This window comes from Candidatus Pelagibacter sp. (assembly GCF_052049975.1).
Lineage (GTDB): Bacteria > Pseudomonadota > Alphaproteobacteria > Pelagibacterales > Pelagibacteraceae > Pelagibacter.
Genome location: NZ_JBNGYZ010000002.1, coordinates 231,906 through 244,961 on the forward strand (window position 1 = coordinate 231,906; position 13,056 = coordinate 244,961).

The following is a 13,056-nucleotide window of genomic DNA, read 5'->3' on the forward strand; positions in this document are numbered from 1 at the left end:
ATCAAATTAAATCGTTATTTAATAGACTATTGATTTAATTTAATTATAAAGCCAATGTAACTTATTTTGAGTATCAAGTGGCAACGTGGCGGAATGGTTACGCAGAGGATTGCAAATCCTTGTACCCCGGTTCGATTCCGGGCGTTGCCTCCATTAAAAATGTTCTTGTTTTAATTAAAAAAAAAAGTAAGTTGGGGTTTTTACATTCCTCGGTAGCTCAGTTGGTAGAGCAGTTGACTGTTAATCAATTGGTCGCAGGTTCGAGTCCTGCCCGAGGAGCCAAAAACTAAACAGCCTTTAAAATTCCTGGATTATTAACCTGAAGAGTTTTATTAAACTTATTCTTTTGATCAGGCGTCAATTCTGAATATACTTTTGCTAAAAAATTGTAATTAACATTCATATGACCTTCTTGTGATTTTTCTAAATTCACAAGATATTCTGAAAAATCTTCAAAAAAATAATTTATTGGCACTTTTAAGTAGTTGGATAGCTGAAGTAGTCTTATAGAGCTAACTCCATTTGTACCTTTTTCATATTTTTGTATTTGTTGGAAAGTTACGTTTATAGCTTTTGCAACTTTTGTTTGAGTTAGACCTAGAGCTAATCTTCTAAGTTTTAATTTGTTACCTAAATGCTTGTTAAAATTATCTTCCATTAAGACCCCTCTTAATTTTTTTTATAATATTAATTCAATCTGTTTTTTCAATCTAGTGCAACAATTAAATTTTTTTTTTTATATAGAAAAAATGAATAGAAGGGTTTTTTGTCAAGTTTAAGTTGTATAAAATTTAAAAAAAAAGACTGTATATTTTGACGCTTATTAAAGTATCTGACTTAAGAAAAGCTTAGTTCTATCACTCTTAGGGTTAGCAAAAAATTCTTTTGTTTCCGCTTTTTCGACTACCATACCTTCATCCATAAATATCATTTGATCTGCAACTTCTTTAGCAAAACCCATTTCATGAGTAACTACTATCATAGTCATTCCTTCATTAGCTAAGTCAACCATTACATCCAAAACTTCCTTAATCATTTCTGGATCTAATGCAGATGTAGGTTCATCAAATAACATGATTTTAGGTTTCATGCATAATGCTCTTGCTATAGCTACCCTTTGTTGTTGACCTCCAGATAATTGGCCAGGATATTTCTGTGCTTGATCCAAAATTTGCACTCTTTCCAGGTGTTTTAAAGCTATTTCTTCTGCTTCTTTTTTTGGTAATTTTTTTACCCAAATTGGAGCTAATGTGCAGTTATCTAAAATTGATAAGTGTGGAAATAAATTAAATTGTTGAAATACCATTCCGACTTCAGCTCTTATTTGTTCAATATTTTTCGTATCTTCAGTTAAAGTTGTGCCATCAACTATAATATCGCCCTCTTGGTGTTCTTCTAATCTATTAATACATCTAATTAATGTTGATTTACCTGATCCAGATGGTCCACAAACTACAATCTTTTGTTTTGGTTTAACTTCTAAATTTATGTCTTTTAATACTTGAAAGTCTCCAAACCATTTATTTACATTTTTAATTTGAATTATACTATCTGACATAAATTATCTCTCTGTTTTATATTTTTTCTCTAAATTGTAACTATATTTACTCATTGCATAACAAATAATCCAGAAAATTATTGCAGCAAATACATAGCCTTCCATTGCAAAACCTAACCATTCTGGATTAGTTTTTGCTAAATTAAGCATTCCAACAATTTCTAAAAGACCAACTACAAAAATTAAAGGTGTGTCTTTGACTAATGCTAAGAAAGTGTTGGCTATTCCTGGAATAACTAATTTTAATGCTTGTGGCAAAATCACAAAAATATGCATTTTCCAATATCCCATACCCAATGATTTAGCAGCTTCGTATTGACCTCTTGGTAAAGCTTGCAAACCTCCTCTAATTACTTCTGCTACATAAGCAGCTTCAAATAAAGAGATAGCAATAATTGCTCTAACTAATTTATCAATAAAGAAATCCTCTGGTAAAAACATAGGAAACATTACTGCTGACATAAACAAAACAGTAATTAACGGAACACCTCTCCAGAATTCAATAAACCCCACAGAAATATATCTAATAATTGGAAAACTCGATCTTCTACCTAAAGCAAAAGCCATTCCAATTGGAAAACAGAAAATTAGACAGAAAAATGATATAATAAAAGTCAAAGACAAACCTCCCCACGCACCTGTCTCAACCCAATTTAAACCATCTAGTTTTCCAAGTTCAATTAATTCTTCGTAAAATATGAAATATTTTAAAAGTATATAAAGCGATATTGGAACTAATAAGAAATAATAGAATTTATATTTACTTGGAATAAAGAAACCAACTATTATTGAAATTATTGCAGCAATTATTCCATAAGAAAAATCAAAAAATACAGGCCCACCAGAAATAAAGAAAAAGATAAATAAAAAAGCAATAAATGGATAAATTACAACATAATATAACGTTAGATATTTCTTAAATTTTTCTGTTGCAAAATATCCAACAGAACCAAGTAAAGCTAAAGCTATAAATGATAAATTTATTCTCCATTGTTCAGCATTTGGATACATTCCATACAAAAATCTTCTAAACCAGACTTTAATATAAGTCCAACAAGCACCTGTTCCTGAGCAAACATCTTTACTATCTCCAGCAAAACTTGCATCTGCTATAAACCAACTAAAAATAGGTGGAGTTGATTTAATAATTATAAAAATAATTAATAAAGATAAAATTGCATTGAAATTTGAAGTGTTAATATTCTTATTTATTAAATCCAAATATTTAATTCCACTATTTTCAATTCTAATAAAATACAAACCAACAAAACCAATAACAAGTGGGAATAAAAAACTTAATGTTGTAGGTAAAAATCCAGTTATATTTGAAGCAAAAAATGCGTTTAAAAAAACATCTAAAACACTAATACAAAATAATGCCGACCCTAAATACAAAAATGTATTCAAGTTTTCTTTATCAGGTCTCATAAAGTTTATTTTTGACATTAATTATTTTTCCTTAATAGCAATTTTTTTATTGTACCAATTCATTAATATTGAGATTGAAATACTTAAACTTAAATAAGTTAACATTGTAATTGAAACTATCTCAATCGCTTTACCTGTTTGCATCAATGCAGTTCCTGCAAATACCAAAACTAAATCAGGATATGCTATTGCTGCTGCTAAAGATGAATTTTTAGTTAAATTTAAATATTGATTTGTTGTCGGTGGAATTATAATTCTTAATGCTTGTGGCATTACAACTAATTTTAAAACTTGATTAGGTGTTAAACCAATAGATGCTGCAGCTTCTTTTTGGCCTTTTCCTACACCTTGAATACCTGCTCTTACACATTCAGCGATAAATGTAGCTGTGTAAAGAGATAATGACAATGTTAGAGCAATTAATTCTGGAGGTAAACTTACACCACCTTCGTAAATAAATGAAGTTGTAGCTAGTTGTTTTAGTTTTGGAATTTCAAAAGAAAGACTTACTCCTCCAATTAAAAAACTTAATAATGGTAAGATTAAAATTAAACCAATTGATATCCACAATACTGGTAATTGTCTGCCTTGTGTTTCTTGAATTTTTTTAGCATGAGTTTTAATAACAATAATTGCAACTATTGCTGCAACTATTGAATAAAAAAATACATTAAAATTCTCCCATAAAAAAGCAGGTACATATAATCCTTTTATTGTAAGAAAGAAAACTCCAAATATTGCTTCTGCATCTTGAGGTAAAGGTAAGGCTCTTAATGCTGCAAAATACCAGAAAAATATTTGTAGTAATAAAGGGATGTTTCTGAAAAATTCTACATAGAAAGCTGCAAAGTTATTAATTAAATAATTTGGAGATAATCTTGCTACACCAACTATCACACCCAAAATAGTTGCAAAAATAATCCCTATAACTGAAACTAATATTGTATTTAGTAGTCCAACTAAATAAGCTCTAAAATATGAGTGAGATCCATCGTATTCAATTAATGAGAATTGAACATCAAAAGAAGATTCTTGAGACAAAAAACCATAACCAAAATCGATACCTCTATTCTCCATATTGACTTGAGCGTTGTAAGAAAAGAAGCCAAAAATTGCGATTACAAATAGAAGTGTAATTATCTGGGGGATTAAGTTTTTTATCTTAAAATTCATTACGTGATTTATAAAAAAAAGGGCTAGAAAAATCTAGCCCTTTTTAAACTAATTTAATGTGCAATTATCTTGCAGGTGGTACATAAAGAATTCCACCTTTAGTCCATAATTGGTTAGGACCTCTGTCAGGTAAAATTCCTGTGTCAGCTATATTTCTTTTGTAGCTTTCACCATAGTTACCAACTTGCTTAATAATTCTTAAGCTCCACTCGTTGTCTAGACCAAAAGCAGCACCTAATTCACCTTCAGCACCAACTAATCTTTTGATTGCTGGGTTTTCTGAAGTTTTCATAGAGTCTGCATTTGCTGAAGTAATTCCGTATTCCTCAGCTTCGATCATTGTGTTTAAAGACCATCTTACAATGTCTTCCCACACAGCGTCACCTTGTCTTACAACTGGACCTAATGGCTCTTTAGAAATTGTTTCTGGTAATACAATGTGTTCATCTGGGTTACTCATTTTAGTTCTTTGAGCAGCTAATCCAGATTTATCAGTAGTGTAAGTATCACATCTACCTGCATCATATGCAGCAACAACTTCATCAGCTTTTTCAAAAGCTACTGGCTCATAAGAAATTCCTTTTGAATTAAAGAAGTCTCTCATGTTTAGCTCTGTAGTAGTACCAATGTTTGTACAAGCAGAGATACCATTTTTGAATTGGCTTGTTGAAGTAATTCCTGAGCTTTTTCTAACCATGAAACCTTGACCGTCGTAGAAGTTTACACCTACGAAAGTAAGACCAATGTCAGCGTCTCTAGAAAGTGTCCAAGTAGTGTTTCTTGATAAGATATCAATCTCACCAGAAGTTAGAGCTGTAAATCTTTCTTTAGCACTTAATGGTGTGAATTTAACTTTATTCGCATCACCTAATACTGCTGCAGCTACTGCTCTACATACATCAACGTCAACACCAGTCCAATTTCCTGATGCATCAGCATTAGAAAATCCTGGAAGACCTTGAGATACTCCACATCTTACAAAACCTTTCTTTTGAGTGTTTTTAAGAGTTTTAGATTTTTTAGCAGCCATAGACTCTGTTGTAAAAGTAAACAACACAGCAACCATTGCTACTAAAGAAGTCAATTGTTTTAAGTATTTAAACATTATTCTTCCTTTTTAGTTATTTGTTAACAAATAATTCAAACCTAATTTGAATTGGCGCGAATTTAATCATGTTACAATAATTTGCGCAAGGTCAAAATAGACACAATATATGGTGTTTTTTGCTGGCGCGCCCTGAAGGATTCGAACCTACGACCCTCGGTTTAGAAAACCGATGCTCTATCCAGCTGAGCTAAGGGCGCAAAATATATAAGTATTTATATTACAAAATTAATTTTTAAAAAGATATTTTTTCAATATTAAGAAAATTGTTAATAATTCTATTCTGCCAATTACCATAAAGAAAATAAAGCTATATTTAATAAATACATGAAGTTCATTAAAATTAAACTCATCTAAACCAAAAGAAGTTGAATTAACCGTATTCATTAAAGTTAATATTGCTAATTTTAAGCTCTTTTCAAAATCAATATTAAAGAAACTAAGTAAAATAGTTAATGAAAAAAAAGATATAATAAAAATTAAAATTGATAAAAAATATTTATTTATTACTTCAAAATCAAAATTAATTTTAGAAAATGCCAACTTACTCATAAAAATATTTCTGGGTTTGCTAAATGAGAGCATTTGATTTAAAGAAAATTTTAACAACGTGTAAATTCTTATAAACCTCAAGCCAGAACTTGTAGAAAAAAATGAACCACCAACAACAACTAATATTAAAAAAATAAAACTTAAATGAGTTTGATATGAACTAGTTGAAATACCAATATTAGATATACTGCTAGATACAGAAAAGAAAATATCAACAAAATTATTATTAAAACTAAAAAATATGAAAAAAATCGAAAGGATTATTATTAAATAAAATCCTAAGTGATAATCTTCATAAAAAAAATCTTTATTTCTATTTTTAAAAAAAACCAAATTATAAATGAAAAAAATACTAAAATAGGAAATTAGCATTAATAAAGAAAATACAAATTTTTGAATATCTGAATTAACTATATTTGAAATATCATTTACAGGTAAAAAGCCTCCTGAAGAAATAATGGTCATTGAAAGATTAAAAGAATTAAATGTTCTTACATCTAATAAATTTAATACTATAAATATAAAGATAGTTAAAAAAGTATATAATATAAATATTTTACTTGTTTGTTTTATAATTTCAGAACTATTAAATGTAAAAAAATTTGTTAAAGATTTTTTTAAACTCTCGTCATAAATATCAATTAAAAATATAATAGAAAACAAAAAATATAATCCACCGATCCATTGAATAGAAGAGCGCCATAAAATTAAACTTTGGTCAATATGTTTAATGTTTTCGAATATGGAAAATCCAGTTGAGGTAAAACCTGATGTACTTTCGAATAATGAATTTATAAAAGTGATATTATAAATACTAAAATAAAATGGAATTGCCATTACTAGAGGAATTAAAAAATATCCTAATAAAATAGTTAAAATTTTTTCAAATATATTTGGTTTTAAATCCGATGATTTTATCTTAAAAAAAATGATTGAAATAAAGGCAGATAATAAAAGTGAATATATATATGTGTCGAGATTTAAATATAGATTAAAGTAGTAAGAATAAACGACATTAAAAAAAGACAAAATAGAAATTAAAGCGAAAAAAACACTTAAATATTTAAGTCTTAATTTTAACATTAATTAGATTGAGCTAATTCTAAACAAATTTTCCACTAAAGAAATAATTTCTTTTTGTGCAAGAAACACAACAGTATCATCTTTTTGAAAAATAAAATCTGATCTTGGAATTATAATTTTTTCACCTCTTAAAATTGCACCTATACGAATTTCTTCGGGCAAATCAGAATCTTTTAAAGATTTATTTATAAGTTCTGAAGTTTCAATAATATCAGCTTCTATAACTTCATATTCTCCGTTTAGTATTGTATATGCAGTTTCTATTGTACCTTTGTGCACGTGTTTTAAGATACTTGAGACCGTATTCATCCTTGGATCAATAAAATCATCGATCTTTAAAGATGACTGTAATAATGAATAGTTTGGTTTATTTATTAAAGCCATTGTTCTTTTATCATCAATACCATCATTATCTTTTGCAAATTTCTCAACTAGCACACTTACCATTAAATTATCTTCATCATCATTGGTTAAGGCTAAAACAGTTTCTGCTTCCTCTAAATTTGCCTCTGATAATACTTCTTCATCTAATCCATTTCCATTAATTACTATTGAGTCATTTAATTCATTAGCCAAATATTCAGATCTTTCTCTACTCTTTTCAATGATCTTAATTCTAGCTGCATCATAAGTTTCTTCTAAATTTTTAGCTAAATTAAAGCCAATGTTACCTCCACCTATAATTAGAATTTTTTTTGAGATTTTTTCATTATGGCCAAAAGCATCTAGAGTTTCAGGTAATTGATTGGAGTTTATAATCACATAAATTTTATCATTGTTTTTTATTGTTGCAGTTTTTTTAGGAATTAAAAATTTGTCATTTCTAATTATTCCAACAATGTTAGCCTCTAATTTAGGAAATTTTTTCGTCATGTCATTTAATTTGACATCAATTAGAGGACAATCTTCTTTAATTAGTATTTCTAATAATCTAATTTTATTGTCAGCAAAAGGTACACTATCTAATGCACCTGGTGCCTCTAATTTTCTTTGAATAGATTTTGCAATTTCAAGTTCAGGTGAAATTATTACATCTATTGGTAAATTTTCTTTGTTATAAACTCTAGTGAATTTTGGATTTAAATAGTCTTGAGATCTTATTCTAGCAATTTTTTTTGGTATTTTATAAATAGAGAAAGCTATTTGACAAATTAACATGTTAATTTCATCATTTCTAGTAACAGCTATAATCATATCTGCTTCGGAAGCATTAGCTTTTTCAAGAATTGATGGGTATGTTGCTTTACCTACAATGACCTTAACATCCAGAGTGTCATTTATTTTTTGAATATCTTCACTAGAAAGATCAATTACTGTAATCGAATGACCTTGTTCACTTAAAAGTTTGGCTATAGTGTAGCCAACTCTACCGGCACCACAAATAATAATGTTCATCTTAGTTAAATTCTTTTATTCCCAGACCTTTTAATTTTCTATGTAAGGCGCTTCTCTCCATACCAACAAAGCTCGCAGTTTTAGATATGTTTCCATTAAATTTTTTAAGTTGAATAGATAAATACTCTTTTTCAAACTTTTCTCTAGCTTCTTTTAATGGCACAGATAGGCTGTTTTCTGTAATTTTTTCACTTAAATTGTCTGTTTTTAAAGACTCTTTAATTATATTTGAAATTTTATCTTTTGTATCAGGTTGTAAGATTGCAATTCTTTCAATCAAATTTCTTAACTCTCTTACATTTCCTGGCCATGTATGGTTTAACAAGTAAGTATTATTCTCATCAATATCTAATTCTTTTAAATTATAATTTTCTGCTATCTTTCTAGAAAAATACTTAATCAATAAAGGAATATCAGAAATTCTTTGATTTAAAGGCTCTATATTAATCTCAAATACATTTAACCTGTGATAAAGATCCTCTCTAAAATTACCTATTTCAATTTCATTTTTTAAATTTTTATTTGATGCACAAATAAGTCTTACATCCACATTGATGTCTGTATTTCCATTAATACGTTTAAATTTTTGATCGATTAAAACTCTTAGTATTTTTGATTGAATATCTAATGGTATTTCAGAAACTTGATCAATTAATAAAGTGCCTTTATTTGCTTTTTCTAAAGCACCATAAGAAATAATACCATTATCTTTTTCTTCCCCAAACAACTCTAATTCATATTTTTCAGAGTCTAATAGTGCTCCATTTAAAATTACAAAAGCCTTTTTATTTCTTTTTGATTGTTTATGAATTTTACGAGCAATTAATTCTTTACCTGATCCTGAAGGGCCATTTATAAATACCCTGCTTTCAGTAATAGAAATTTTTTGAATTTGATCTTTTATTGATGAAATATTTTTACTATCACCAATTAAATCATAAGATGAAAACAGTTTAGTCTCATATTCACGATTTTGTCTTTTAAGATTATAATTTTCAACAGCTCTATTTACAAAATTTAATAATCTTTCTTGATCAAATGGTTTTTCAATAAATTCGAAAGCACCATGTTTTAAAGATTTTACTGCCATTTCAATATTAGCATGACCTGAAATAACAATTACTGGTACATCTTTATTTTTAGTTTTGATGTGTGATAATAGCTCAATACCATCATTGTCACCCTTATCTAGTTTTACATCAAGTATTGCTACATCTGGTAATTTTTTATCTATTTCGCTTAAGGCTTGATTAAAGTTTGCTGCAACTCTAGTTTTATAACCATGATCTAATATTAGATCGTTTAGAATATTTCTAATATCTGCATTGTCATCTACTATTAAAATTTCAGCACTCATTAAATTTAATCTTTATCTTGAAAAAATAATTTCTACTTTTGCACCATCATCAATAGGAATAAAATTAATATTTCCATTATGATCATTTACTATTTTATTAACAATTGACAAACCAAGTCCTGTTCCATTTTTTTTTGTTGTAAAATATGGGTTTAAAATATCTTTGATATTTGCCGCAAAAATTCCAAATCCAATACCATTATCAACTATTGTTATCTTTATATGATCATTATTATCTATCATATCAATAGCTATCTTTTTATTGAAATTACTTGAATTTTCCGCTTTTTGTTGAATACTTTCTATAGAGTTCTTTATTAAATTAAAGAATACTCTACTTAGTTGTTCGTTATCACAATTTAATATTACTTTTTCCTTATCTTTTTTAAACTGTATTTCTATAGAATTGTCTAATTCTTGAAGGAGTTTAATATTATCACTAAATAGTGTTACTAAATCATTTTCCATTAGAATTGGTTTTGGCATCCTTGCAAAATCAGAAAATTGATTAACTAATTTTTCAATTTGTTTTATTTGATTGTTTATAATCTTAAGATTTTCTTTAAAACCATCTTGGTCATTAGATTTAATTTGATCTGTAAACTTTGTTTTTATTCTATCAATAGTTAATTGAATTGGTGTTAAAGGGTTTTTAATTTCGTGGGCCAATTTTCTGGCTAAATTTCCCCAAGCTTCATGTCGTTCATTTATAATTAATTTATCTTGTTGAGATTTAAGTTTATCAATCATAGAGTTGAAATTTTTATTCAACATTTCAAGATCTTTATCTGTTTTAATGTTTGGCACTTTAGTACTTAGATCACCTTGTCCAATTGATGCTGAAGCTTGAATTAAATTATTAATGGATCTAAAAAATCGCGATGAAAAATGAATTGCAATAGTAATTGATATAAAAAGAAGAAGTGTAACTACAATTAAGTAAATAATTGCAAAAGAAATTTTTATACCAGTGCTTTTTTCCTCAACAGTATAATAAAAGTTTATTGCCTCTTGTGACTCTGTTAAATAATTAGATATGTCTTTACCTAAAAATTTTACTACATATAAAAAACGATCATCATAATTTTGTAGTCTCATAATTGCAGCTGAAGTATTCTCAAATGCATTAATTATTTTTAAAGGTCTATCATCATCTAAAACTAAATTTAAAGCTTTATCCATAGGTGGAATGTAATTATTTTTAATATCTAAAGTTGATAATATTAAATTTTTATTTTGATCAATTAAATGAATCTCATCAACACCTCTGATCAATCTCTGAGTTTTTAAAAATCTTATAAATTCATTTTCATTATTATTTAAAAAATTTTTACTTTTATTAGTATCAAACGCTATTAATATAATGTCAGACTCAATCTTATTTCTAACTTCTTGAACGTAACTTTTTGCTAATTCATAAGAGTTATTCACTACAGTAGTAACCCTTTTGTCAAAATATTTTTCTAAAGCAAAAGAAAATAGGAATAATGAAAATATTGAAATTAAAACTGACGGAGCAAGTGTGAATAATGAAAAATAAGCAATATATTTCTTATTAGAATTTGAACTGCCAATATCAATATCTTTTTTTATTGTCTTTTTAATTTCTAAGAAAATAAATATGAATAAAACAACTAGTAAAACTATATTTGAAATTAATAAAATTTGTAAATTTCTCTCATTCAATTGAACAAAGCTTTTATCTATAAAAGTTAAAAAAGTAAGAAAGCCTATAAATAATGTGATTGTAAAAAGAGTTATAATGATTATGTTTTTTTTAATAAAATTGGTCATAAAGATTTAAAATAATGAATAATATTTTTATAATATTAGCTTCTGGAAAAAGCAAAAGATTTAATTCAAATATTCCGAAACAGTTTAACGTTTATAAAAATATACCAATTTATGCTCATTCAATTGAAAAGGCTCTAAAATCAAAATTATTTAGCAAGATAATATTGGTCACAAATGATTTAAAAAGAATCAAAATCAAGAATGAAAATTTGATAATAATAAAAGGAGGTAAAGAAAGATCAGACTCTTCTTTGAATGCCTTAAAATATATTAAAAAATTTAAACCTAATAACGTTTTAATTCACGATGCAGCAAGACCTGACTTTTCTATAAAATTATTAAATGAATTAATCAAAAATCTAAAAAATGATATTGCGGTAATTCCAGCATTACCAGCGAGTGACTCTTTAAAATATAAGATTAAAAATGAAATATTCAATTTAAATAGAGACAGCTCTTATCTTACACAAACACCACAAGCATTTAGATATAAAAACTTATATGAGCTTGCTATAAAACAAAAAAATAAAATTACAGATGAAGCAACATTATTCATTGATACAGATCAAAAAGTTAAATTTATTAAGGGAGAAAAAGAAAATCAAAAGATTACTTTTAAAGAAGATATCAAAATAAATAAAACTTATGTTGGTATTGGATTTGATATTCATCGATTAATTCAAGATAAAACTTTATATTTAGGAGGCATTAAAATTCCATTCCATTCTGGACTTCAGGGTCATTCAGATGGTGATGTTATTTTACATTCAATAATAGATGCAATTTTAGGTGCTCTTAGACAAAAAGATATTGGTACTTATTTTCCTAGTAACAAAAATAAATTTAAGAATATTAGATCACCCAAAATGTTAAAACCGGTAATTGATAAATTAAATAAAGCTAATTTTTATTTTAATAACATTGATATTAATTTAATTTGTGAAAGACCTAAGATATCTATTCATAGAAATAAGATAATTAAATCTTTATCTAAACTTATTGGTATTGATGAAAGCTTAATTAATCTAAAAGGAAAAACTGTAGAAAAACTTGGGTTGATAGGTAAAGAAAAAGCAATTGCCTGTGAAGTTATAGTTTCTATTTCAAAATATGATTAAACAATTTAATTTTCTTTTTGTAACAATGTTGGGTCTTGGAAGAATTGGGTTTATTCCTGGAACATTTGGATCTTTAGCCACTGTTATATTATTATTTATTTGTTTTCATATTTTAAATATTTCATCCAATATAATACTTTTAGTTTTATTAATAATTTTCGCTTATTCATTTATTGCTATTAAAAATCATACAAAAGATAGTAAAAATAAAGATCCAGGTGAAATAATAATTGATGAGTTTATTGGTCAGGCTATTCCTATTTATTTATATGAAATATCTCATGGAACTGAAAAAACAACAGATCAAGCTATTATCATTTATGCAATTTGTTTTGTTCTCTTCAGATTTTTTGATATCAAAAAACCCTTTCCGGTAAGTTACTTTGATAAGAAACAGAAAAATAGCTTTGGTGTTGTAATGGATGATGTTTGTGCGGGCTTCTATGTTGTTTTATCATTGATATGTTTTATGGTAGTTAAAAGCTATATCTGA

The 13,056-nt window shown here is 27.0% G+C and carries 11 protein-coding genes and 3 tRNA genes; 4 read left to right on the plus strand and 10 right to left on the minus strand.

Features of this window, described 5'->3' with window-relative positions:
- Window positions 1-79 precede the first annotated feature (79 nt).
- Both ACTT9U_RS04985 and ACTT9U_RS04990 read left to right on the plus strand, forming a co-directional pair.
- Window positions 80-153 (plus strand) — tRNA-Cys (locus ACTT9U_RS04985).
- A gap of 53 nt (window positions 154-206) precedes the next feature.
- Window positions 207-282: transfer RNA gene (locus tag ACTT9U_RS04990), tRNA-Asn, on the plus strand.
- 4 nt (window positions 283-286) lie between these two features.
- Here the strand turns inward: ACTT9U_RS04990 and ACTT9U_RS04995 are convergent.
- The 10 genes from ACTT9U_RS04995 to ACTT9U_RS05040 all read right to left on the minus strand — a co-directional run bounded on the left by ACTT9U_RS04995 (window position 287) and on the right by ACTT9U_RS05040 (window position 11,445).
- On the minus strand, window positions 287-658 hold the full coding sequence (locus ACTT9U_RS04995) for a helix-turn-helix domain-containing protein (RefSeq protein ID WP_440932076.1): 372 nt from the start codon (window positions 656-658) through the stop codon (window positions 287-289).
- 165 nt (window positions 659-823) lie between these two features.
- Window positions 824-1,558, minus strand: coding sequence for an amino acid ABC transporter ATP-binding protein (locus tag ACTT9U_RS05000; RefSeq protein ID WP_440932077.1), 735 nt, complete (start codon window positions 1,556-1,558; stop codon window positions 824-826).
- Between the two features lie 3 nt (window positions 1,559-1,561).
- Window positions 1,562-3,004, minus strand: coding sequence for an amino acid ABC transporter permease (locus ACTT9U_RS05005; RefSeq protein ID WP_440932078.1), 1,443 nt, complete (start codon window positions 3,002-3,004; stop codon window positions 1,562-1,564).
- Window positions 3,005-3,007: 3 nt separating this feature from the next.
- Window positions 3,008-4,159, minus strand: coding sequence for an amino acid ABC transporter permease (locus ACTT9U_RS05010; protein ID WP_440932079.1), 1,152 nt, complete (start codon window positions 4,157-4,159; stop codon window positions 3,008-3,010).
- A gap of 64 nt (window positions 4,160-4,223) precedes the next feature.
- Complete coding sequence (locus ACTT9U_RS05015; protein WP_440909475.1) at window positions 4,224-5,264, minus strand: amino acid ABC transporter substrate-binding protein; 1,041 nt, start codon at window positions 5,262-5,264, stop codon at window positions 4,224-4,226.
- A gap of 123 nt (window positions 5,265-5,387) precedes the next feature.
- Window positions 5,388-5,464: transfer RNA gene (locus ACTT9U_RS05020), tRNA-Arg, on the minus strand.
- Window positions 5,465-5,492: 28 nt separating this feature from the next.
- Entirely contained in the window at window positions 5,493-6,653 is a 1,161-nt protein-coding gene (locus tag ACTT9U_RS05025) for a TrkH family potassium uptake protein (RefSeq protein WP_440932080.1), read from the minus strand.
- A 249-nt stretch (window positions 6,654-6,902) separates the two neighbouring features.
- Window positions 6,903-8,294: a Trk system potassium transporter TrkA gene (gene trkA / locus ACTT9U_RS05030; RefSeq protein ID WP_440932081.1), complete on the minus strand. Its 1,392-nt coding sequence runs from the start codon at window positions 8,292-8,294 to the stop codon at window positions 6,903-6,905.
- Between the two features lies 1 nt (window position 8,295).
- A complete protein-coding gene (locus tag ACTT9U_RS05035) occupies window positions 8,296-9,651 on the minus strand; it encodes a sigma-54-dependent transcriptional regulator (RefSeq protein WP_440932082.1) in 1,356 nt (451 codons plus the stop codon).
- Between the two features lie 12 nt (window positions 9,652-9,663).
- On the minus strand, window positions 9,664-11,445 hold the full coding sequence (locus ACTT9U_RS05040) for an ATP-binding protein (RefSeq protein WP_440932083.1): 1,782 nt from the start codon (window positions 11,443-11,445) through the stop codon (window positions 9,664-9,666).
- Window positions 11,446-11,459: 14 nt separating this feature from the next.
- Here ACTT9U_RS05040 and ispF point away from each other — a divergent pair, with 14 nt between their 5' ends.
- Both ispF and ACTT9U_RS05050 read left to right on the plus strand, forming a co-directional pair.
- On the plus strand, window positions 11,460-12,563 hold the full coding sequence (gene ispF, locus ACTT9U_RS05045) for a 2-C-methyl-D-erythritol 2,4-cyclodiphosphate synthase (RefSeq protein WP_440932084.1): 1,104 nt from the start codon (window positions 11,460-11,462) through the stop codon (window positions 12,561-12,563).
- On the plus strand, window positions 12,556-13,056 hold the full coding sequence (locus tag ACTT9U_RS05050; RefSeq protein ID WP_440932085.1) for a phosphatidylglycerophosphatase A family protein: 501 nt from the start codon (window positions 12,556-12,558) through the stop codon (window positions 13,054-13,056). The genes ispF and ACTT9U_RS05050 overlap by 8 nt, the downstream gene beginning before the upstream one ends.